Here is a 22,969-nt window from a genome sequence, read left to right as displayed (position 1 = left end):
CGAAGGGCGGCCCGTCGGGTCGCCCTTTTTCGTGCTGGCCTGCTGCAAAATCACTGGCCCGCTGTACAGCCCGTGCGACATTTGCAAGATAGATGACAGACATCAGATCACGGCATTGGCCCGAATCGACGTCCGACCGTTTTTCTCGCATCTCGACAGGCCCTCATGACCGCCGTTTCCCGCTTCGAAATCATCCTGCTGCTGATGGCTGTCATCGTTTTGCTCGACATGATCGCGCGGCGTTTTCAGCTCCCGCGCGCGGCTGCCCTGATCCTCGGCGGCATCGGCTTCGCGCTGATCCCGGGCACCCCGGATGTCGAGATCGACCCCGAGCTGGTGCTCGTGTTGTTTCTGCCGCCGCTGCTGATGTCGAGCGCCTGGTTCACCTCCTGGCGGGATTTCCGCGCCGATCTTCGCATCATATTGCAACTCGCCGTCGGCGCTGTCTTCTTCACCACCCTCGTGGTCGGCGTAGTTGCGCATCTGGTGATGCCGTCGCTGCCCTGGGCTGCCTGTTTTGCGCTCGGCGCCATCGTCTCGCCGCCGGATTCGGTGGCGGCCAAGGCCGTGCTGCAGAGCGTGCCGCTTCCGCCGCGCATCATCGTGCTGCTGGAGGGCGAAAGCCTCGTCAACGACGCATCGGGCCTGGTGCTGCTGCGCTTCGCCATCGCGGCAGCGCTGACCGGCTCGTTCAGCGCCACTGCGGCCACCGTGAGTTTCTTCTCGGTCGCGATCGGCGGCCTGCTTGTTGGCATCGCATTCGCCTTCGCCGCCATCCTGGTGATCAAGCGCATCAAGGAAATCGACCTTGCCATTGCATGGACCTTCCTGGTCGCCTGGATCTCCTATATCGCCGCGGAAAAGCTCCACGTCTCCGGCGTGCTGTCCACCGTCGCCTGCGGCATGATCCTGGGATGGAAGCAGCACGAATTCTTCGGCGCTGCGACGCGCACCCGGGCCACCGCAGCGTGGAGCGTCGTCGTATTCGTGCTGGAATCTCTGGTGTTTATCCTGATTGGCCTGTCGCTGCGCGGCGTGCTGTATCGCCTCGGCGGCTATGACGCCGTGGTGGCGCTGTTGCCGGTGACGGCTGCTGTCATCGCAGCAGTGATCCTCGCGCGCTTCGCCTGGATGTTTCCCGGCACCTATCTGCCGCGCATGCTGATGCCGAAGCTGCGCGCCCGCGACCCCGCTCCGCCATGGACGGTGCCGTTCATCATGAGCTGGGCCGGTTTGCGCGGCGTGGTGAGCCTCGCTGCCGCATTATCATTGCCGGAGGAATTTCCGGGCCGCGACGTCATCCTGGCGATCACCTTCGCAGTCATCCTGGTGACGGTCCTTGTCCAGGGTTCAACGCTGGCACCGATCGTGCGCCGTCTCATCAAAACCGACAATGTCCGCGCACCGCATCATTCCAAACTCAGCGAAGCACAGGCGCGCGCGCGCGTTGCGGCCGCGCAATTTTCTGCCATCGAGAAGGCGTCACGCAATGATGATGGCACACATCGCCATCCGCGCCTGTTCGAGCAATATACCTATCGCAAGGGCGCCGCGGCGCGCTATGCCGAAGAGGCTGAGGCACTATCGCCGCACCGCATCGACCATTACACGACCGTGCTGGCCGCCATCGAAGCCGGCCGTGCAGAGCTTCTGAAGATGCACCGTGAGGGCGAAATCCACGACAGTGTGCTGCATGCGATCGAGGAAGGACTCGATCTCGAAGAAGTCAACGCAAGACGTTTTCTGTAAAGGCCACGCTTCCTTTAGCAGCCATTCGCCGTGGCGCCTTCACAGCCGCTACCATCGGCTCTAACCTTGATCGTCAAGCGCCAGACAAGGCGCAAAATCCGGGAGAAAACAACATGCGACTTCAAGGCCTATCCACTATCGTCACCGGCGGCGCATCGGGTTTCGGTGCCGAGATCGCGCGGTCTTACGCGCGCGAAGGCGCCAAGGTCGTCATCCTCGATCTGAATGCCGATGGCGCGAAAAAGGTTGCGGCCGAGATCGGCGACAGCGCAATCGCCCTTGGCGGCAGCGTCACCAGCAAGGCCGATGTTGATGCCTCGGTGAAGCTCGCGGTCGAAAAATTCGGCAAGCTCGACGTCGTCGTCAACAATGCCGGCTGGACCTTTCGCAACAAGCCCTTGCTCGAAGTGACCGAAGAAGAATTCGACAAGGCGTTCGACATCAATGTGAAATCGATCTTCCTGATGACCAATGCCTGTGTGCCGGTGATGAAGAAGCAGAAGAGCGGTCGCATCATCAATATCGGCTCGACAGCCGGCGTCCGGCCGCGCCCGGGCCTGACCTGGTACAATGCCACCAAAGGCGCGGTGAACCTGATGTCGAAATCGATGGCCGTGGAACTGGCGCCCGATGGCATCCGCGTCAATTGCATCGCGCCGGTGATCGGGGAAACCGCGCTACTGGAATCCTTCATGGGCGTGCCGGATACGCCAGAGAACCGCGCCAAATTCATCGGGACGATCCCGCTCGGCCGCATGTCGCGCCCCTCGGATATCGCCAATGCCTGCGTGTATCTGGCGGGTGAGGAATCCGAGTTCCTCACCGGCGTGATCTTGCCGGTCGATGGCGGGCGAACAATCTAGAACGAGGAAATTCATAAACCATCGAATCCGGTCAGATTCGATTCACCACGCGCGTTAAGCAGTTCACCGGCCATTCATGCGATGGTCGCGTCATGATCGAGGGACACACCTCGGCAGGGAAGGCGTCAGGGTCAGGCCGGTCAACGGTCTGACCCCTCTCTTTGGGGATCATCATGGCAGCAAAGAAGAAACCGGCTCCGCGCAAGAAAGCCAGTGCATCGGACGCTGTCCATCCGATTTCTGCAGTCGCGGCTGTTGCAGTCCGCAGCCTTATCAATATGGCGATTGTGTCCGCATCCTGCGCAACCACCTTGCTGACGCTGATGGCCGTACTCAAATTCCAGACCGCCTGAGCGGCGATCACTTCATCTCGTTGAGCAGCGTCGGGATCAGTTCCGACACCGTCGGATGGATCGGCACCGCCCATTGCAACTGGGTGTAATCGGCGCCGGCATTCATGATGTCGAGAATGCCATGGATCGCCTCGTCGCCTCCGGTACCGAGGATGGCGGCTCCCAAAATCTTCTTCGTTTCAGCATCGACCACAACCTGCATCATGCCCGCGGTCTCGCCCTTCTCGACGGCGCGGCCCACATGGGTCATCGGCCGGTTGCCGATCAGCAATTTCTTTCCTGTGGCCTTTGCCTGAGTCAGCGTCATGCCGACGCGGCCAAGCGGCGGGTCGATGAACAGCGCATAGCCGGGAAGCCGATCGCTGACGCGGCGGCTTGCGCCATCGAGCAGGTTCGCGGCAATGATCTCGAAGTCGTTGTAAGCCGTATGCGTGAAGGCGCCGCGTCCGTTGCAATCGCCCATGGCAAAAATGCCCGGCACATTGGTAGCGAGACCGTCATCGACCTTGATGTAGCCGCGGTCATCCACAGCGACGCCAGCCTTGTCGAGACCGAGATCGTCGGTATTCGGACGGCGTCCCACCGCGAGCAAAACATCACTGCCGATGATCTCCGGCGCGCCTTCGCTGCAGTCGACACCGACAGCCACGCCATCCGGATGTGGCTTGAAGGTGATGCATTCGGCATTGGTTCGGATATGGACGCCTTCGGCGAGCAGGATATCGCGGATCGCCTCTGAAATCTCCACATCCTCACGCGAGACCAGATGCGCGCCTTTCTCAACGACCGTCACTTCGGCGCCAAAGCGGCGATACATCTGTGCGAATTCGAGGCCGATATAACTGCCGCCGATGACCACCAGATGTTTCGGTACCCGGTCGAGCTGCAGGATGCCCGTATTGGTCAGATAGGTGATGTCGTTGATGCCCGGCATATCAGGCACGACAGCCCGCCCACCGACATTCAGGAAGATCCTCGGAGCTGTCAGCAACTCATCGCCCACACGGATCGTATCCGCGGATTCGAAGCGCGCATGGCCGTTGATGACCGTGCATTTGTCCATACCGCGCAACCAGCTTTCGACGCCGTTGCGCGAGTCATGGATTACCTTGTCTGCCCGCGCCTTTACGCGAGCCATATCGATCCGCACGGGCGCGTCGATCACGACACCATAGTCGGCGCCGCGGCGTGCAAGATGCGCAGCATAAGCGCTGGCAACCAGCGTCTTGGTCGGTTTGCAGCCGGTATTGACACAGGTGCCGCCGAACAGATGGCGCTCGACGATCGCCACAGACATGCCTGCGGATGTGAGCCGACCCGCGAGTGAAGGTCCGGCCTGCCCGGCGCCGATGATGATGGCATCGAAGCGCATGATTTCAGCTCCCAACCGGCAGAGCCAATGCTCCACCGCGGCGAGAGACTAGCGTTGGAAACGGCATCAGCCAACGGATGACCGAAGTTCCAGCGCCGCCAGCTCCCGGGCCGCTTAGGGCTTGCCGGCAACCGCAGGGCCGCGCCAGCGCGCCCAGAGCCGCTCAAACAGCGGCAACAGCCCACGCGGCGTCACCAAAATCACCGAGATCACGACAATGCCGTAGATGAAGTAATGCAGGCCGGGCAGCGTGCTGCCGAGCTTGCCGCGCAGGATTTCACCAAGTGGCACCAGCAGCAATGCGCCAAGCGCGGGGCCATAGGCGCGGCCGAGCCCGCCGACGGTTGCAAACAGCACGATTTCGATGGTGATCACGGGCGAGATCAGCAGATAGGGATCGGCAAAGGTGAGATAGCGCACATAGGCGGTACCGACGACGGAGGCGAGCATCGCCGAGATCACCATGGCGGTGATCTTGTAGCGCAGGATGTTGACGCCAATCGCCTGCGCCGCCTTCTCATTGTCGCGGATGGTGCGCAGATAATAACCAAGCGGCGAATTGAGGATCGCGACATTGACCAGCACGCAAATCGCGGCCAGCCCCAGCATCATCCAGAACGCGCCGTGGCCACCGCCAAACTGGAACGCCAGGAAATTACCCGTGTCCTTCGGCAGCAGCAGCCCGGACGCACCGCCGAGGAAGTCCCAGCCCTCGACCACGATGCTGCCCATTTCCGCGAAAGCCAGCGTGATTAGCACGAAGGAGAGATGGCCGAGCTGAAAGCGGAAGTCGATCCAGGCGATCACAGCACCGAGGACACCGGAGATCACCGCCGAGATGACGAGACCGAGCCACATATTGATGCCGAGCTTGAGCAGGAGCGCGGCCGAGAACATCGATCCGATGCCGATGAACAGGCTGTGCGCCAGCGAGATCTGCCCGGCCATGCCGCCGACGATGTTCCACGACGAAGCCAGTGCCACATAGACCAGCGCCAGCGTGAGAATGTGGACGTAATAGCTCGACAGCACGAACGGCATGATGGCGGCGATGACCAGCGCGCCCCACCAGATCGGCGATGCGAGCGTCTTGTAGAATTCGTCTCTCATCGTGCCGAGCTCCAGGTCAGGCCCTTCGGGAGAAACAGCATGATCGCCACGAAGATGATGTATGGCAGCAGCAAGCCGATCGGGCCGTCGAGATAGATCGTGCCGAAGGCTTCGGCGATGCCGATAATCAGGCCGCCGAGCATGATGCCGACGAAATTGGTCATGCCGCCGAGCACCACGACCAGCAGCGTGATCACGGTGTAGCGCAGGCCCTGGGTCGGCTGGATCGGAGTGCCCGGCAGCAGCAGCGCGGCGGCCAGCGCGAGAATACCGATGCCGAGCGCGAAGGTCAGCACCTGGACGCGGCCGACATTGATGCCCATCAGCGCGGCGGCATGCGCATTCTGGTGCACGGCGCGGATCGAGCGGCCGAAGTCGGTCGAGCGCAGCATGATGTAGAGGCCGATCGCCAACGCGAAGGAGACGACGAAAGCCACGATATGCGGCACCCGCAGCACCACGTCACCGAGAATAATCAGCTTGGATTCGACGAAGGAGGGCGTACGTGCCGGCTCGCCGCCGAACACCATCAGGATGCCGTTCTGCAGCACCAGGCTGAGACCGAGCGTAAGCTGCACCACCATCAGGAACTGATGTCCGACCATCGGCCGTATCAGGAAGATGTAAACCAGTGCGCCGATCGCGGTCATCAGCGGCACCGTGATGATGATGGACACATAAGGGTCCATGGCGAATGCGGAATACAGGGCGAGGCACATGAACATGCCGAGCGAGATGAAATCGCCATGCGAGAAATTGACGACGCCCGACACGCCGTAGACGAGCCCCATGCCCAGCGCCAGCAAGCCATAAGTGGCGCCGATCAGAAGGCCTTGGGCGAGAGCCTGATAAAGTTCGGTCACATCACTCTCCGATCACAGACCAAGATAGGCGCTGCGGGTGCGCGGATCGTTTTTCACGGTCTCCGCATCGCCCTCGACCGCCACCTGCCCGCGCTCCAGCACGTAGCAGCGCCTGGCGTGGCGCAACGTCAAATTCAGATTCTGCTCCACCAGCAGAATCGTCAGACCGTCGGCATGTAGTTTGTCGATGATCTCGAAAATATACTGCACGAACAGCGGCGACAGACCGAGCGAGGGCTCATCGAGCATCAGCAGCTTAGCTTCCGCCATCAGCCCGCGGCCGATGGCCAGCATCTGCTGCTCACCGCCTGACAGTGACCCGGCACTCTGGGTCAGCCGCTCGCCGAGCCGCGGAAACAACCCGATGACTTTTTCCATCTGCTGCGGACGATGTTTGCGCGCATGCGCATTGATACCGCCAAGCAGAAGATTTTCGCGGATGCTCATTTCCGGAAACACCAGACGGCCTTCCGGCACCTGCACGATGCCGAGCTCGACACGAGCCTGCGGCGTCAATTTGCTAATGTCTTCGCCGAGAAACAGAATGCGCCCGGAGAGCGGCTTGACCATGCCGGACAGCGCATTGATCAGCGTGGTCTTGCCGGCATTGTTAGCGCCGAGCAGGCCGACGATCTCGCCCGCAGCGATCTTGGCGTTGATGTCGCGCAGCACCGGCACACCGCCATAGCCTGCGACCAGGTTGTCGATCTCAAGCATCGAGATGATCTCCGAAATAGGCATCGACGACGCGCTGATCCCGAAGGATCTCGTCGGGCGTGCCTTGCGCGATCTTCTCGCCGAAATTGATCACCACCATACGCTGCGCCAGCCGCATGATGACGGGCATCACGTGCTCGACCATCACGATGGTGACGCCCTGCTTGTTGAGCTCCTCGATGATCGCGATCGGCGCGGCGGTCTCGGCCATGGTCAGGCCGGCCATCACCTCGTCGAGCAGGATGCAGCGCGGATCGGTAGCGATGCACTTCGCCAGCTCCAACAGCTTTTTGTCCTGCAGCGACAGCGTCGCTGGCGTCTTATCTTCCTTGCCGCCGAGACCGACGCGCAGCAGCGCCTGCGCCGCATAGTCGATCGCCTCGCGCATCGGCCGGCGTGTCAATGCTGCGGTCGTGACGACGTCGAGCGCCGTCATGTCGGCAAAGGACTGGACGATCTGGAACGAACGCATCAATCCGCGGCGCACCAGCCGATCCGGCGACACCCCGATGATGCTTTCGCCGTCATAAACGACATCGCCCGCGCTCGGCGGAATGAAGCCGGAGATCACACCGAACAAAGTGGTCTTGCCGGCACCGTTCGGGCCGATGATGCCGAGAATTTCGCCCTTCTCGACGTCGAAGCTCACCGCGTTGAGCGCGACCAGGCCGCCAAACCGCCTGGTGATGTTGGAGACTTCCAGAAATGCCACAGCCGTCCACTCTTTATGTTGCGCCGAGCCTCAGTGCAGGGCCGATCAGGACTTCGGCCGCGGTGGCACCTGAGCAAATTCCTTCGGGAATACGACCTGCTGAGCCTGCTCCGGCGTCCACTGGATGAACATCGCAGAACCGTCCTTGAGCAGACGGTCTTCTGCGAATTGCAGGCCCTTCGGCTTGGCGATGTAGAGGTTCGGATCGCCTGCTGGAATGTTGACGTTCTTCAACGCCTCGAGCAATGCATCGCTCTGCAGCGACTTGGCATTCTCGAGCACCTGTTGCAGCACGCGCGCCGCCTGGGCGTATTGCACCGCGCCCTGGCCGATTTTTTCGAGCTTGGCGACATCGCGCAATTCTGAGACGATCTTCTGCATCGACTCGATCTTGGCGCCCGCGCTGAAGCCGGTCATGCCGAACAGGTTCTTCGTCAGCACGGCCTTGCCTATCTCGGGGCCGAGATCCTTCCAGAGCGACAGATCCGAGTAGCCGCCGGTGCCACCGCAGAAGATGCTGCCGTGATAGTTCAGATTGTAACGCGCCTGATGCAGCAGGATGCCGTCGCGCGGCGTCACGAGGCCGACAACGACGTCCGGCTTGAGCGAGCGAATACGAACCATCGCCGCCGTCTGGTCCTGCGCACGAATATCGAGCGCGGCTTCGCCGATGATCTGGATGCCGCTCGCCTTCAGCTTCTCGACCAGGAATTTGTTCGACTGCTGGCCGGCCTCGTAATTCGAATAGGCCATGACGGCGGTCTTGATCGGAAACTTGAAATCGTCGCGCAATGAGATGACGAAATCATGCATGGTCTGCGCATAGCCACGATCATACGGGTATCCCAGCGTGAACATATAGTTCGACTGCGACCCACCGGCCCAGACCGACAGCGTCGGAATCTTGGCTTCGTCGACCACCGGCGTCAACGCCAGCATCTGTGCGCTGAGAATGGTGCCGGTCAGAAGCTGCACTTTTTCCTCGGTGATCAGGCGCCGCGCTTCGGCAGCGGTCCGCGCCGGCTGGCTGGTATCGTCCGCCAGCACCAGCTCGATCCTGGCGCCGCCCTTGCTCTTGATGCCGCCTTCGGCATTGATCTTCTTGATGATGTATTCGAAAGCCGGCTGGCCTTCCTGCGCGTAAGCCGCAAGACCGCCGCTCATCGAATTGACCATGCCGATGCGGATCGCCGGCTCGGCGGCGCCTGCGCTACGAATGAACGGCGCGGCGATCGGCCCTGCCAGAACGGCAGAGGCACCAAGGCCAAATGTGCGGCGGGTCATGGTCATGTCATATCCTCCGATGCGCAACGACGCTGAAGCGACGCGCTTTCTTGTTCTGTTACTGGCGCTGGAGTGTCGAACACTGCGTTACAGATTGGGAGTCTGCATATCGCAGTCGGGCAGCGTTTTTCGGACTTAGCCGCCTTTGCGCAGCCGCGTCAAATTGCGGCGTACGGGAATCGCGAATGAGGGCCATGCATCCGTGACGGGGCTTTCACAGGCGAGCAATCGCAAAGCCTGCACGCGGGAAATGTACAACCGTCGCGCCGACATCGGGATCCTCACGCCGCAAAGCGATGCTGTCATGACCCGCAGAAACAAACGCACCGATGACGGGATCGAAACCCCAATCGGTCGGCATGACCGATACCATTACGCCTTCCTTAAACGGCAGACCTTGATCATCTGCAATATCGTTATGAGTAGAAGCAGATGTCGCCATAGGCTGACAGAGCCGCGCTATGTCCAGCGACAGCTCGGGCGACAGCTCCTCAACCGTTCCGTGCCCCAGCGCGGCAATCCGGTCCATCCACGCGAGAATGCGCGGATGCTCGGCAAGACCTTCGCTGTCACCGAGATTGCCGCGCGCGTACCAGAGCGGGTGATAGACGGTGAGATCGGCAAGTGACGGCGCCTGGCCAAGCAGGAACGCGTCGCCACGCGCAAGCCAATCGCTGAGCCAGGCTAGATGAATGCGAAACCGGTTGCGGAGCGCAGGAATCTGCTCACGCATCTTCACGCTGTCCCAACCATCGAACTTGCCTGACGTGAAACTCGCGCGATCGGCATGCAGTTCTGGCGGAAAACGATCTCCGTTCAGGCCGAAGACCAGTCCAAGAGCATTGGCAAAGAGCGCGCGATCGGCCCAGGCCGCGATGATATCGGCCTGACCGCGCGTGCCCGTCGGATAAAGCGTCGTCTCGGGAAAACGCCGCTCAAGCTCCGCGAGAATGCGGCGCGTATCGCAATAAACGTCTGCGCCGATCTGCAGCACCGGAACGCGGCGATAGCCTCCGGTGAGCGCCACGAGCTCTGGCTTCGGCGCGATCCGCGGCTGAATCACCGATCGCCAAGACAGACCCTTCAATCCGAAGGCGACGCGCACCTTCTCGGCAAACGGCGAACGCGGATAGTGATGCAGAACAAGATCGGTCGCCGTCACTGCATCCCTTGCCTGTCAGCTATGTCGCATGCACCGCCGTCGTCGCACCGGCGGAATACATCGCCTCGAATTCGGCAATCGGATGCGGAAGTCCATCCGGGCCGGTGATTTCAACATCCCAGCTGCCGTCATCGAGCAGCTCCCTGGCCTTCTTGACAGCTCCGGCCGCGTTGTCGCGGCGGAGTGAAACAGTCCCTGACGTATCGGTTCCCCTGACGAAAAACGGCAAGTCACGTCCTCCCTGTGTGAGGCGCCCCGCAATGCGAGACCGCGCGCGACGTCTTGATCGCGTCACTCTGCGCATCAGACCACAGGACTCACGGCAATTCCAGCAACTTGCCGTCGCAATCGTCATGAACCTGTTATGCAGCCCCGCGCTGCGCTGCGGGACGCGTCAACACGAAGAAGATGAGCGTGCAGATGGTCAGAAATACCGCCATTGAGATTAAAACTGCGGGCAATCCCCAGGCGGCAGCGATCGGACTGGTAGCCGATTGCATTACGGCGGTGCCAAGGAAGAACGACAGGTTCGCCGCAGAGAGCGCCTTGCCAATATTCTCGGCAGCAACGACCTGGCGGATCATCGCATAGACGAGCGGCTGCATCGCCACGAGAAGGCCGATGACCACAAGCAGGCCGGTATCGACTGCCACGGGCATCACTGGCAGGCCGAAAAGCGTGGCCAACGGATAGCCCGGTGCACCGAGCGCCATCACGAGCAGCAGCGCGGCGGCGCACAAATGGACCGCAAACAGCAGCATGCGGCGATGACCGAGCTTGCGATCAAGCAAACCCGACAGCGCCGGTCCGATCACTAGCGCAACCGTAAACAGAGCCAGTATATTGCCGGCCTCTATCCGCGACAGTCCCTTGATATTCATCAGCCAGGGGCCGGCCCAAAGCCCACGCAACACAAGCTGAACCGCAAGTGACACGAAAGCGAGGATCACGATACCGCGCACAGCACGTGATACACCGAGTTGCAGAACCGAAATCATCTCGCCCAGAAGCGCACGCGGCTGGCCTTCGGGACGCGATGCCGGCACCATGACCGCGATCAGCATCGCCACGACAATCGCCGCTGCGGCGGCAATCCAGAATCCGGCGCGCCATCCCCAGTGCTCGACGACGTAAGCAAGCGGACTGGCCGACAACAGCAGCCCCGCATTGCCGAATGACAGAATGATGCCGGACCACAGACCGAACTGCGCTGGTGTCAGCCGCTTGGCCGCGAGCGTCATCGGGCACATCAGCATGCCCGACGTCGCCATGCCGATCATTGCCTGCGACACGAAGAACGAGAGCGGCCCTGTCGACAGCGCCGCAATCGCCGCGCCGCAGACCGTACCGGCGAACAGCACGAGCGACACCGTGCGGATGCTGTAGCGATCCAGCGCGACGCCGACCGGAATCTGCAGGAGCGCGAAGAAAAAATGATAGGCCGAAGTCAGCGCGGCCAGCGTCTGCGGCGTGACGCCAAGATCGGTCGACATCACATCGATCGCGACCGCAGGCGTGGTGCGCAGCATGTTGGACAGTACATGCCCGCAGGTCAGAATGAGCATGGCGGCCACGAGCGCTACGCTCACGGGCGGATCGATGGCAACGGGCTTGAAGGCAGAAGAGTCGGCAGCACTGGTCATGACGCTCGCCTACGCGGAAACACGGCGCGCATCAACCGCCACGAAAGCCGTGGCGGTCATGCTCTCTGAATGCTGCGGTGCAGCTTAAGCGGCAGATGCCTCGATCCGGATCGGGATCGATTTGTAAGCCGGCGTTCCCGACTTCAAATCGTGCTGGTCGAGCGACACAAGCACATTGGCCTCGGGATAATAGGCCGCCACCGATCCTTGCGGGATGTTGTAAGCCACCGCCGTCACCCGACGCAGTGCGCGCGGCGCGCTGTCCGGACGGTCCAGCACGATGTCGATCAGATCACCGTGGCTCAGCCCGCGGCGGGCGAGGTCCTGCTCGTTCACGAACACCACATCGCGCCGCCCTGTGATGCCGCGATAGCGATCGTTCATGCCGTAGATCGTGGTGTTGTACTGATCGTGGCTGCGCAGCGTGGTCAGCGTCAACGCGGTCTCGGCGGGGCCGTCCTCATAGAGGCCGGAGAAAACCAGGAATTGCGCCTTCTTGCTCGGCGTCAGCCATTCCCGTTCCGAGGCGGCGTTGCGCAGCCGGAAGCCACCCGGCTTCTTGATCCGTGCATTGTAATCCTCGAAGGCCGGAAAGACCGACTCGATGGCGTCGCGGATCCTGCTGTAGTCGGCGACGTAGTCGAGCCACTTCACCTTTGTATTCGGCAAAGTCGCGATTGCCATATCGGCGACGATCGCAGTTTCCGATTTCAAATGCTCCGACGCCGGCTTCAAGCCGCCGCGCGAGGCGTGCACCATCGACATCGAATCTTCTACCGTCACCAGTTGCGGTCCCGTCGCCTGCACGTCGATCTCGGTACGGCCAAGGCATGGCAGAATGATCGACTCTTTCGCGATCAGAAGATGCGAGCGATTGAGCTTGGTGGCGATATGCACCACGAGATCGAGGCTACGCATCGCCGGATAGGTCGCCTCAGGATCTGACATCGCGACCGCGAGATTGCCGCCAAGACAGATCAACGCCTTCGAACGGCCATCGCGGATCGCCTTCACCGACGCGACGGCATCGTGACCATGCGCGCTCGGCGGCTTGAAGTTGAAGGTGCGTTCGATACCGGCGAGCAGTGCGGCGTTGGGTACTTCGGTGATCCCCACGGTGCGGTCGCCCTGCACGTTGGAGTGCCCGCGTAACGGCGAGATGCCGGCGCCGGGACGGCCGATGTTTCCGCGCAGCATCAGGAGATTGGCGATCTGCTGCACGTTACCGGTGCCGTGGCGATGCTGGGTGATGCCCATGCCGTAGTTGATGATGACGCTCTTGGCCGCGGCGTAGATGTTGCCTAGGTTTTCGATATCGGCGCGCGGCAGCCCAGACGATTTCTCGATCGCCTCCCATGAGGTCGCGTCGAGATCGGCGAGCAGCGCCTCGATGCCGTTGGTATGTTCGGCGATGAAGGCGCGGTCAAGCACGCCGGGGCCGCCTTCGGCAAGGCTCGCGGCGTCGAGCGCCACGACGGTCTTCATCATGCCCTTCAGTACGGCAATGTCGCCGCCGACCTTGACCTGGTAATAGGTCGACGAGATCTGCGTAGAGCTCAACGTCAGCATTTCCGCTGGATGCTGCGGGGATGTGAATCGTTCCAGCCCGCGCTCGCGCAGCGGATTGATTGAAACGATGGCAGCACCGCGCTTGGAGCATTCGCGCAGAGTCGTCAGCATGCGCGGATGATTGGTGCCGGGATTGTGCCCGATGCAGAACACCGCATCCGCATGGTCGAAATCCTCCAGCGTCACCGTGCCCTTACCAACGCCGATGGATTCCGGAAGGCCGACGCTGGTGGCCTCGTGGCACATATTCGAGCAATCGGGGAAATTGTTGGTGCCGAATTCGCGCACGAACAACTGATACATGAAGGCTGCTTCGTTAGAGCAGCGGCCCGACGTGTAGAATTCGGCCATGTTCGGATCGGGCAAAGCGCGCAAGCCGGCACCGATCCGCGCCATCGCATCCTCCCACGAGATCGGAAGATATTTGTCGCTAGCCTGGTCATAGGCCATCGGATGGGTGAGACGCCCCTCGTTTTCGAGGTCGTGATCATGCCAGCCCCAGAGTTCACTCACCGTATGGGCCGCAAAGAATTCCGGCGTCGTGCGCTTGGCTGTTGCTTCCCACGACACCGCCTTAGCGCCGTTCTCGCAGAACTCGAATGATGACGTATGCTTTGGATCGGGCCAGGCGCAGCCCGGGCAATCAAAGCCATGCGGCTGGTTCATCGTCAGAAGGCCATGGGTCTCATTGACGACCGCCATCTGTCCGCGCACCGCGTCGGCCACTGCTTTCAACGCGCCCCAACCTGCGGCGGCACCTTTATAGTCTTCGACGCCCTGAACCTGCTTCTTCGCCATCGCGATCCGTCCTTCGTCGTCAGGGCCCATATGGCCCAACCTAATTCCGCCTCGTAGCATTAAAGGCTGCATTGCTGCGAATAGATGCCATCAACTTTGATTGACCGACCCCTGCGCTGTATTGAACGATACGAATGCCGCGACACCTGTTCACCAAGGCTATCGCCCGATTGATATTTTGAATGGAGCGCCGATGACCTCTTCTTCCCTGTTCCAGCCGCTGCAAGTTGGCCCGTATCAACTCAGCCACCGGGTTGCGATGGCGCCGCTGACGCGCATGCGGGCCGAGAAGACAACGCTCGCGGCCTGGACCCTCAACGCCGAATATTACGCGCAGCGCGCGACCGAAGGCGGACTGATCATCGCCGAAGCGTCGCAGGTCATGCAGGAAGGACAAGGCAACCCGCACACGCCGGGCATCTATTCGAAAGAGCAGATCGCCGGCTGGCGTCAGGTTACCGATGCCGTGCATGCCAAAGGCGGCATCATCTTCCTGCAGCTATGGCATGTCGGCCGTGCCTCACATTCCTCGTTCCAGCCCGGCGGCGGGCTTCCGGTCGCGCCGTCAGCCATTGCGATCGACGCTACCACGCGGACGGCTTCAGGCGAGACGGTATCTTACGAAACGCCCCGCGCCCTGGAGACCAGCGAGATTCCCGGCATTATCGACGCCTACCGACAGGCCACGCGCAACGCCAGGGAAGCCGGCTTCGACGGCGTCGAGGTGCACGGCGCCAACGGCTATCTGCTCGAACAATTTCTGCAGACCCGCAGCAATCGGCGCACCGACCAATATGGTGGCTCCATCGAGAACCGCGCCCGCCTGCTGCTCGAAGTGACCAATGCCGTCATCGACGCCTGGAGCGCGGATCGTGTCGCCGTCCGCCTGTCGCCTTATGGTGTCTCGAATGACTCCGGCGAAGCCGATCCGATGCCGCTCTACAGCTATGTGGTCCGTGAGCTCGACAAACTCGGCCTCGCCTACCTCCATTTCGTCGAGCCGCGCACAAGCGGCGTCGGCCGCGCGGAAGTGTTTCATAACAATGTGCCTAAAGCCTATGAGCTGTTCCGGCCGATGTGGAGCGGCGTGCTGGTCACCGCCGGCGGATTCGACGGCACCTCCGCCGAGGAGGCCGTCGCTTCCGGCAATGTCGATATTATCGCCTTTGGCCGCCCGTTCATCGCCAATCCGGATCTGCCGGAGCGTATCAAGCGCAAGGCGCCCTTTACGCCTTATAACCGGGCGACGTTTTACGGCGGCGATGTTGCTGGCTACACCGACTACCCGGTGCTTGGCGCAGGCTAGTCTGCGGATTATTCAATAGAAAGCACTTCTGGCGCGCTATAGTCTGTGTACGGCCCGTAGCGGGTCAGGAGTATCGCCCCATGGATTCCACCCTCTCAGCCGCCGAGCTCGACGATCGCATCGCCATCCTTCGCGACAATATCCGGCAGTTGATCGAGCAGGCCACCGCGGCTTCCGGCGAGAGCAACGAGGAGCGCACCGCGGATCGGCTGGCGCAGCAGAATGAGGAGCTGGACCGGCTGATCGCCCAACGCGACGCCCTGGGCAAATAGCCGAGAGGACTACGGACTGGAGGCCTGCCCGGTTGTCGGGCGGGATGCGCAAAACCGCGGCTTTTCCTCCAGTAAACTTTTGGCTAGCTTGGCTGCATGAACGTTCAAGCCAAGATCGACATCAAGCACTCCACCTGCCCGCATGATTGCCCCTCCGCCTGCGCCCTGGACATCGAGGTGATCGGCGGGAACACCATCGGCCGGGTCCGCGGCTCCAAGGAGCAAAGCTATACCGCCGGCGTGGTCTGCGCGAAGGTCGCGCGCTATGCCGAGCGCATCCATCATCCCGAACGGCTGATGTATCCGATGCGCCGCACCGGTCCCAAAGGCTCCGGCCATTTCACCCGCATCACCTGGGACGAGGCGCTCGACGAGATCGCTTTGAGGTTCAACGAGGCCGAGCGCGACTTTGGCGCGGAGTCGGTGTTTCCCTATTACTATGCCGGCACCATGGGTCTGGTGATGCGCGATGGCATCAACCGCCTCGCCAATGTGAAGAAATATTCGCGCTTTTACTCGACGATCTGCGCAACCATTGCCTGGGCCGGCTTTGCCGCCGGTACCGGCAAGGTAGCCGGCGTCGATCCGCGCGAGATGGCGAAGTCGGACCTGATCGTGATCTGGGGTACCAATCCCGTCTCGACGCAGGTCAATGTGATGACCCATGTCTCGCGCGCGCGGAAAGAACGCGGCACCAAGCTTGCCGTCGTCGATATCTACGACAACGACACCATGAAGCAGGCCGACATCAAGATCCTGCTGCGGCCAGGTACAGACGGCGCCTTCGCCGCCGGCGTCATGCATGTGCTGTTCCGCGACGGCCTGGCTGATCGCGACTATCTCGCCAAATACACCGATGCCTCGCCGGAGTTCGAGGCGCATCTTGCTTCGCGAACGCCGGAATGGGCCTCAGACATTTGCGGCGTGCCCGCTGCGGAAATCGAAGCCTTCGCGCGTCTGGTCGGCGAGACCAAGCGCAGCTATTTCCGCCTCGGCTATGGCTTCACCCGCAGCCGCAACGGAGCCGCGCAGATGCATGCAGCGCTGTGCGTGCCCACAGTCACCGGCGCCTGGCAATACGAAGGTGGCGGCGCTTTCTTCAACAATGCCGCGATCTGGAAATTCGACAAGACACTGATCGAGGGTCTCGACGTGCTCGACGAGAGCGTTCGGCGTCTCGATCAGTCGAAGATCGGCCGCATCCTCACCGGTGACGCGGAAGCCTTGCACAACGGCCCGCCGGTTAAGGCGATGCTGATCCAGAACACCAATCCGATGACGGTGGCGCCGGAACAGGCTTTGGTACGGCAGGGTTTTGCCCGCGAAGACCTGTTCGTCGCGGTGCATGAGCAATTCATGACCGAGACCGCCATGATGGCCGACATCGTGCTGCCGGCGACCATGTTCATGGAGCACGACGATCTCTATTACGCCGGCGGCAACCAGCACATCTCGGTCGGTGCCAAGCTGATCGACGCGCCGGAAGAGTGCCGCTCGAACCACGACGTTCTGCAAGGCCTCGCCACCCGCCTCGGCGCGAAACACCGCGCGTTCGATATGCATCCGCGCGACATCATCGACGAGACGCTGCAAGTCAGCGGCCGCGGTGGCATCGAAGGGCTGGAGGCCGACAAATGGCGCGATATCCAGCCGGATTTCCGCACCTCGCACTATCTCGACGGTTTCGCCCATGCCGACGGCAAATTCCACTTCGAGGCGAACTGGTCGACAGTGCCGATGCCCAATGCCGGGCTGATGGGGGCGTGGGACGAGATGCCGTCATTCCCCGATCACTGGGCGGTGATCGAACAGGTCGATGAGGCGCATCCGTTTCGTCTGGCCACCAGCCCGTCGCGCTCATTCCTCAACACCTCGTTCAACGAGACGCCATCATCGCAGGCCCGCGAGGGTGCACCCAGTGTGATGATGCACCCCGTCGACGCGGCGAGGCTCGGCATTACCGATGGCGATGCCGTGACACTCGGCAACACGCGCGGCGAGACGACCCTGACCGCGCGTATCTTCGAGGGCCTGCGGCGCGGTGTGCTGATTGCGGAATCGGTGCACCCCAACAAGGCGCATATCGGCGGCCATGGCATCAACATGCTGACAGCAGGCGAAGCCGTGGCGCCTTACGGTGGGGCTGCGTTTCACGACAACAAGGTGTGGGTGAAGAAGGCTTCTTGAGCCAAGAAGCGCCGGCCGTCGGGTCGGCATATGTGAGATCCGAGAGCTGAATGATGAGAGCAAGTTCAGTGGATGCCCCTCACCCGCCCGGCTTCGCTGTGCTTCGCCGGTCGACCTCTCCCCGCAAAGAGCGGGGCGAGGTTAAGAACGCGCATCCTCTAGGATCATATCCGACGCCTTCTCGGCGATCATGATCACCGGCGCGTTGGTGTTACCCGACATCAGGTCCGGCATGATCGATGCATCGATCACGCGCAGACCTTCCAGCCCACGCACGCGCAGGCGCTGATCGACCACCGCTTTCGCATCATTGCCCATCCGGCACGTCGAAGTCGGATGATAGACCGTGCTGCCGCGCTGGCGGCAATAAGCGAGCCATTGCTCGTCGGTCACCGTGCCCGGACCAGGCTCGACCTCCTTGGTCACGAATGGCTTCATCGCCGGCGCGTTCAGCATCTTACGCAGGATTTTCAGGCCTTCGACATTCGCCGTACGATCCGTTTCGGTCGCCAGATAGTTGATGCGGATCGTCGGCGGCACCGAGGGATCAGCGCTCTTGATGCGCAGCGAGCCGCGGCTTTCCGGGCGCAGCTGACAGACCGACGCCGAGAAGCCGGAAAACGGATGCAGTTTCTCGCCCATCTTGTCGGTGGAGAACGGCAGGAAGTGGATCTGGATATCCGGAGACGCCATGCGCGGATCGGTCTTGAAGAAGGCCCCGGTGGTGCCGGCAGCATAGGTCAGCGGACCGGTGCGGAACGCGGCATACTGCAGACCCATCATCGCCCGGCGAACGGGATGATTGACGAAGTCATTGAGCGTGATCTTCTGCGGGCATTCCATCACCATGCGGACCTGCATGTGATCCTGCAGATCACTGCCGACGCCGGGGGCATCAAGAACGACCTCGATGCCGTGTTCCTTGAGCAGATCGGCGGGACCGACGCCGGAGAGCTGCAGCAGTTGCGGTGAATTATAGGCGCCACTCGACACCAGCACTTCCTTGCGGGCGCGCGCCTTGCGCACCACGCCATGCTGCTTGAATTCGATGCCCACCGCGCGCTTGCCTTCGAACAGGATACGCTGGGCCAGCGCTTCGGTTTCGACGCGGACCTTGCCCTGCTTCTGTGCCGGGCGCAGATAGGCCCGCGCTGTCGAGGCGCGGCGGCCGCCCTTCGTCGTGGTCTGGAACCAGCCGGCGCCTTCCTGCCTCGCGCCGTTGAAGTCATTGTTCACCGGAATGCCCGTCTCGGCAGCTGCAGCGATGAAAGCTTCCGACAGCGGATCGGGGCAGCGCGAGTCCGACACCGGCAGCGGGCCGCCAACGCCGTGATACTCGCTCGGCCCACGCGTCTGATTTTCCGCCTTCTTGAAATAGGGCAGCACGTCGTCATAGCCCCAGCCGGTATTCCCGAGCTGGCGCCAGCGATCGTAGTCCTCATGCTGGCCGCGCACATAGAGCAGACCGTTGATAGAGCTGGAGCCGCCGAGCACCTTGCCTCGCGGTTGGAAGACCGAGCGTCCATCGAGGCCCGGTTCGGGCTCGGTCTGGTACATCCAGTTGACGGTCTTTTCCTTGAACAGCTTGCCGTAACCGAGCGGAATGTGAATCCAGATATTGCGATCCTTCGGCCCGGCTTCCAGCAGCAGCACCGAATATTTGCCCGAGGCCGAGAGGCGATTGGCCAGCACGCAACCGGCCGAGCCGGCGCCGACGATGATGTAATCAGCCTCAATGGCGTCAGCCGACGCGCGATCCGCCAACGCAGTTTGACCGCTCATGTTTCCCCCAATTGTTTTCAGCAACTGAAAACGGAAATGGTGGGGATGTAAATGGGCGTGCCCTGAAGCATGGCACGCATGCGGCTAGAATCGTCGCAATGCGAAAGCGAGCGATTGCGTGAGGTAAGCTACCTCTCCCCGCGCAGAGCGGGGAGAGGTTAAGAAAGAGCGTCGCTTCAGTTATAGCGGCTGATCGCCAGATCCTTGACATCCAGCTCCGGCGCCTTGCCGGAGATTTGGTCGGACAGCACGCGGGCGGTGCCGCAGGCCATGGTCCAGCCGAGCGTGCCATGGCCCGTATTGAGATGCAGATTGCCGAGATGCGTCGGGCCGACGATCGGCGGACCATCCGGCGTCATCGGCCGCAAGCCGCTCCAAAAGGTCGAGCGCGAGAGATCGCCGGCGGTCGGAAACAGATCGGTGACTGATTTATCGAGCGGCATGCGGCGCGGGGCGGTGGGCACCGGATGATAATTGCCGACTTCGGCGGTGCCACCGACGCGGATGCGGTCACCAAGGCGCGTGATTGCCACTTTGTAGCTTTCGTCCATGATCGTCGATTGCGGCGCAACGCTCTCGTCGGTGATCGGCACCGTGAGCGAATAGCCCTTCACCGGATAGACCGGCGCATCGATGCCGAGCGGATGCAGCAGCAGCGGCGAGAAGCTGCCAAGCGCCATCACGTAACTATCTGCGGTGAAGACACCCTTGTCGGTCGTCACCTGCGCGACGCGGCCACCCGTCGCATCCACCGACTTGATGGTCGTCTCGTAGACGAATTTCACCCCAAGTCCGGCCGCGATCTTTTCCAGCCGCTGCGTGAACAGATGGCAGTCGCCGGTTTCGTCCTCCGGCAGACGCAGGCCACCGACGAACAGACCCTGCACGCCGGCGAGACCCGGCTCATATTTCACGCAGCCGGCACGATCGAGCACCTCATAGGGCACGCCATATTGCTTGAGCACATCGATATCGCCGCCTGTGGCATCGAGCTGCGACTGCTTGCGGAACAGTTGCAGCGTGCCCTGGCTGCGATCGTCATAGGTGATGCCGGTCTCCGCGCGCAGCGCACGCAAGCAATCGCGGCTGTATTCGGCAATGCCGACCATGCGCGACTTGTTCAACGCGTAACGCGCGCTGGAGCAGTTGCGCAGCATCTGCAGCATCCAGCGCCACTGATGCGGATCGGCCTGCGGTCGCACCACCAGGGGACCGTATTTGTCCATGATCCAGCCGAGCGCCTTCTTCGGCACGCCGGGGCCGGCCCAGGGCGAGGCGTAGCCGGGCGAGACTTCGCCGGCATTGCCGAACGAGGTCTCCAGCGCGGCGCCGGGCTGCCGGTCGATCACCGTCACCTCGTGGCCTGCCTTGGCCAGATAATAGGACGTGGTGACACCGATCACGCCCGCGCCAAGAACCAGAACCTTCATCGCACCGTGCCTCCAGACCGGGCGGTCCACCGCACATCGATCTCATCCGAGTAAATTCTCTCATAGCGCTGACCCAGCGAGGTCAGCATTTCGTAGCCAATCGTGCCCGCGGCTGCGGCCAGCGCATCGAGCGACTGATGCCCACCGATGATCTCCACTTGCGAGCCCCGTGCCAACATGCCGGGTGGTAGATCGCCGAGATCGACGGTCAGCGAGTCCATCGAGACGCGCCCGGCAACCGCCAGCCTCCGCCCGCGGAAATAGACCGCGCCGCCATTGCCGAAGGCGCGCTGCAATCCGTCGGCGTAACCAATGGCCAATGTCGCCAACCGCGTCGGCTTCGTCGCCCGGAAAGTCCAGCCATAGCCGACATGGGCATCGGCTTCGACCTCGCGCATCTGGAGCACCTGCGCGGTGAGCCGAACCACTGGCAGCATCGGATTGCTTTGCGCGGGATGGGGATTGAGCCCGTAGAGCGCGGCGCCGGGGCGGACGAGGTCATGATGATAGTTGCGCCCAAGGAAAATGCCGGACGAATTGGCCAGAGATTGTCGCGCAGCAGGGAAGCGTTTCGCGAGCGCCTGAAACGCGGCGAACTGGTGCGCATTGGCCGGATGCTCCGGCGTGTCGGCACAAGCGAGATGGCTCATCACCATCTGGATATCGAGAACTGAGGTGTCCTTGCCCGAGAGTTCGGCGACCTCACGCGGCGACATGCCCAGCCGCGACATGCCGCTGTCTACCTGAATGACCGCCGGGAGAATCCGGCCGCGTTGCCGCGCCTGATCGGACCAGGCCTCAAGCTGTTCGCGCGAATTGAGCACCGGAATGATGCCGGCTTCCGCGCAGTCACGCTCGCTGCCCGAGGGCAGACCGTTGAGCACGTAGATCGTAACGTCGCGGGCCAGATGGGTCTGGAGATCCAGCCCTTCGTCGAGATGCGCCACGAAGAAGGTGCGGCAGCCGGCCCGATAGAGTGCCGGCGCGACACGATCAGCGCCGAGGCCATAGGCGTCGGCCTTCACTACGCCGGCGCAGGCGACGCCGGGGCCGACCCGCTCGGCCAATAGCCGGTAATTGCGTGAGATGGCTTCGAGATCGATGGTCAGCACCGCGCTCGCATGCCGCGTGCCCGTTCCGCCTGTCCAAGGTGCCAGCATCACATCCCCCGCTACGAATGATCGCAACGGCAGTATCTCACCTTCCGCATGGCGCTTTACGGCGATTCCGGCCGCTGCTACGGTCATAAATGGTGATTATCGGCGTAAATTTACGCCCCTGTAGAGAAATCCTGCAAAACTTTGGCGAGAACCATGGCAAGCGACCTCGATTCGACCGACCGGAAGATCCTTCGCGAGGTTGTCCGGGATGCCCGGATCAGCCAGATGGCACTGGCAGAGAAAGTCGGCCTGTCACCCACCGCCTGTACCCGGCGTCTCACGGCCCTGGAAAAGAAGGGCGTGATCAAAGGCTATGCCGCCGAGATCGACGCATCCGAGCTCGGCTACATGATGACGGTCCACGTCCACATCACGCTCGACAAGCAGAGCGAGGATGCGCTGTCCGCCTTCGAGCGCGAGATCGCCAAATGCCCGGATGTCGTGTCGTGCTACCTGATGTCGGGCAATGACGACTATCTCGTCCATGTGCAGGCGCGCGACATGGAAGACTATGAGCGCATCCACAAGCAGCACCTCTCGCGGATGCCCGGCGTGGCGCGGCTGCATTCAAGCTTCGCGATGCGCAGCGTGGTGAAGCGCGGCGTCTCGGTGTCCGCGCTGACGGGCTGAACTTGCT

General features: G+C 62.0%; 20 protein-coding genes. 7 read left to right on the top strand and 13 right to left on the bottom strand.

Translation table 11 applies throughout. The features are described 5' to 3' along the window. Window positions 1-165 precede the first annotated feature (165 nt). The 3 genes from AB8A50_RS23025 to AB8A50_RS23015 all read left to right on the top strand — a co-directional run bounded on the left by AB8A50_RS23025 (window position 166) and on the right by AB8A50_RS23015 (window position 2,965). Window positions 166-1,749 (top strand): Na+/H+ antiporter, encoded by a 1,584-nt coding sequence (locus AB8A50_RS23025; protein WP_231078432.1) that lies wholly within the window; start codon window positions 166-168, stop codon window positions 1,747-1,749. Window positions 1,750-1,862: 113 nt separating this feature from the next. Further along, window positions 1,863-2,612: a glucose 1-dehydrogenase gene (locus AB8A50_RS23020; protein WP_093758024.1), complete on the top strand. Its 750-nt coding sequence runs from the start codon at window positions 1,863-1,865 to the stop codon at window positions 2,610-2,612. A gap of 173 nt (window positions 2,613-2,785) precedes the next feature. Continuing rightward, a complete protein-coding gene (locus AB8A50_RS23015) occupies window positions 2,786-2,965 on the top strand; it encodes a hypothetical protein (RefSeq protein WP_089266704.1) in 180 nt (59 codons plus the stop codon). Window positions 2,966-2,972: 7 nt separating this feature from the next. On the opposite strand, the gene AB8A50_RS23010 is transcribed toward AB8A50_RS23015, so the two are convergent. From AB8A50_RS23010 to AB8A50_RS22965, 10 genes are all read right to left on the bottom strand, one after another. Continuing rightward, a complete protein-coding gene (locus AB8A50_RS23010; protein WP_439079008.1) occupies window positions 2,973-4,337 on the bottom strand; it encodes an FAD-containing oxidoreductase in 1,365 nt (454 codons plus the stop codon). A gap of 114 nt (window positions 4,338-4,451) precedes the next feature. Continuing rightward, window positions 4,452-5,447, bottom strand: coding sequence for a branched-chain amino acid ABC transporter permease (locus AB8A50_RS23005; protein ID WP_439079007.1), 996 nt, complete (start codon window positions 5,445-5,447; stop codon window positions 4,452-4,454). Next, a complete protein-coding gene (locus AB8A50_RS23000; protein ID WP_068737690.1) occupies window positions 5,444-6,310 on the bottom strand; it encodes a branched-chain amino acid ABC transporter permease in 867 nt (288 codons plus the stop codon). The genes AB8A50_RS23005 and AB8A50_RS23000 overlap by 4 nt, the downstream gene beginning before the upstream one ends. A 12-nt stretch (window positions 6,311-6,322) precedes the next feature. Beyond that, the gene (locus AB8A50_RS22995) at window positions 6,323-7,027 is read right to left on the bottom strand and encodes an ABC transporter ATP-binding protein (RefSeq protein WP_439079006.1); all 705 of its coding nucleotides are present in this window, start codon (window positions 7,025-7,027) and stop codon (window positions 6,323-6,325) included. Continuing rightward, entirely contained in the window at window positions 7,020-7,739 is a 720-nt protein-coding gene (locus AB8A50_RS22990) for an ABC transporter ATP-binding protein (protein ID WP_439079005.1), read from the bottom strand. Before AB8A50_RS22990 ends, AB8A50_RS22995 begins: the two co-directional genes overlap by 8 nt. A gap of 45 nt (window positions 7,740-7,784) precedes the next feature. Next, window positions 7,785-9,029: an ABC transporter substrate-binding protein gene (locus AB8A50_RS22985; RefSeq protein ID WP_439079004.1), complete on the bottom strand. Its 1,245-nt coding sequence runs from the start codon at window positions 9,027-9,029 to the stop codon at window positions 7,785-7,787. Between the two features lie 208 nt (window positions 9,030-9,237). Next, window positions 9,238-10,185: a glutathione S-transferase family protein gene (locus tag AB8A50_RS22980; protein ID WP_439079003.1), complete on the bottom strand. Its 948-nt coding sequence runs from the start codon at window positions 10,183-10,185 to the stop codon at window positions 9,238-9,240. Window positions 10,186-10,204: 19 nt separating this feature from the next. Continuing rightward, window positions 10,205-10,414 (bottom strand): hypothetical protein, encoded by a 210-nt coding sequence (locus AB8A50_RS22975; RefSeq protein WP_068737702.1) that lies wholly within the window; start codon window positions 10,412-10,414, stop codon window positions 10,205-10,207. Between the two features lie 133 nt (window positions 10,415-10,547). Beyond that, window positions 10,548-11,828: an MFS transporter gene (locus AB8A50_RS22970; protein ID WP_439079002.1), complete on the bottom strand. Its 1,281-nt coding sequence runs from the start codon at window positions 11,826-11,828 to the stop codon at window positions 10,548-10,550. Window positions 11,829-11,912: 84 nt separating this feature from the next. Then, window positions 11,913-14,195 (bottom strand): FdhF/YdeP family oxidoreductase, encoded by a 2,283-nt coding sequence (locus AB8A50_RS22965; RefSeq protein ID WP_439079001.1) that lies wholly within the window; start codon window positions 14,193-14,195, stop codon window positions 11,913-11,915. A 193-nt stretch (window positions 14,196-14,388) separates the two neighbouring features. Here AB8A50_RS22965 and AB8A50_RS22960 point away from each other — a divergent pair, with 193 nt between their 5' ends. The 3 genes from AB8A50_RS22960 (at window position 14,389) to AB8A50_RS22950 (ending at window position 17,960) form a co-directional block, all read left to right on the top strand. Then, a complete protein-coding gene (locus AB8A50_RS22960; protein WP_089266915.1) occupies window positions 14,389-15,501 on the top strand; it encodes an alkene reductase in 1,113 nt (370 codons plus the stop codon). Window positions 15,502-15,581: 80 nt separating this feature from the next. Continuing rightward, a complete protein-coding gene (locus tag AB8A50_RS22955) occupies window positions 15,582-15,773 on the top strand; it encodes a hypothetical protein (RefSeq protein ID WP_081422070.1) in 192 nt (63 codons plus the stop codon). A gap of 96 nt (window positions 15,774-15,869) precedes the next feature. Continuing rightward, entirely contained in the window at window positions 15,870-17,960 is a 2,091-nt protein-coding gene (locus AB8A50_RS22950; RefSeq protein WP_439079000.1) for a molybdopterin-containing oxidoreductase family protein, read from the top strand. Between the two features lie 141 nt (window positions 17,961-18,101). On the opposite strand, the gene AB8A50_RS22945 is transcribed toward AB8A50_RS22950, so the two are convergent. The 3 genes from AB8A50_RS22945 to alr all read right to left on the bottom strand — a co-directional run bounded on the left by AB8A50_RS22945 (window position 18,102) and on the right by alr (window position 22,332). Then, entirely contained in the window at window positions 18,102-19,742 is a 1,641-nt protein-coding gene (locus AB8A50_RS22945; RefSeq protein WP_439078999.1) for a GMC family oxidoreductase, read from the bottom strand. Between the two features lie 176 nt (window positions 19,743-19,918). Continuing rightward, on the bottom strand, window positions 19,919-21,172 hold the full coding sequence (locus AB8A50_RS22940) for a D-amino acid dehydrogenase (protein ID WP_439078998.1): 1,254 nt from the start codon (window positions 21,170-21,172) through the stop codon (window positions 19,919-19,921). Beyond that, window positions 21,169-22,332 carry an alanine racemase gene (alr, locus tag AB8A50_RS22935; protein ID WP_439078997.1) on the bottom strand — a complete coding sequence of 388 codons (1,164 nt, stop codon included), beginning with the start codon at window positions 22,330-22,332 and terminating at the stop codon, window positions 21,169-21,171. The genes AB8A50_RS22940 and alr overlap by 4 nt, the downstream gene beginning before the upstream one ends. A 153-nt stretch (window positions 22,333-22,485) precedes the next feature. Here alr and AB8A50_RS22930 point away from each other — a divergent pair, with 153 nt between their 5' ends. Beyond that, window positions 22,486-22,962, top strand: a complete 477-nt coding sequence (locus tag AB8A50_RS22930) for an Lrp/AsnC family transcriptional regulator (protein WP_068737711.1) — start codon at window positions 22,486-22,488, stop codon at window positions 22,960-22,962. The last annotated feature ends 7 nt before the right edge of the window (window positions 22,963-22,969 follow it).

Source organism: Tardiphaga sp. 841_E9_N1_2, assembly GCF_051811065.1.
Classification (GTDB): Bacteria; Pseudomonadota; Alphaproteobacteria; order Rhizobiales; family Xanthobacteraceae; genus Tardiphaga; species Tardiphaga robiniae.
This window is presented reverse-complemented; position numbering and strand designations above follow the sequence as displayed.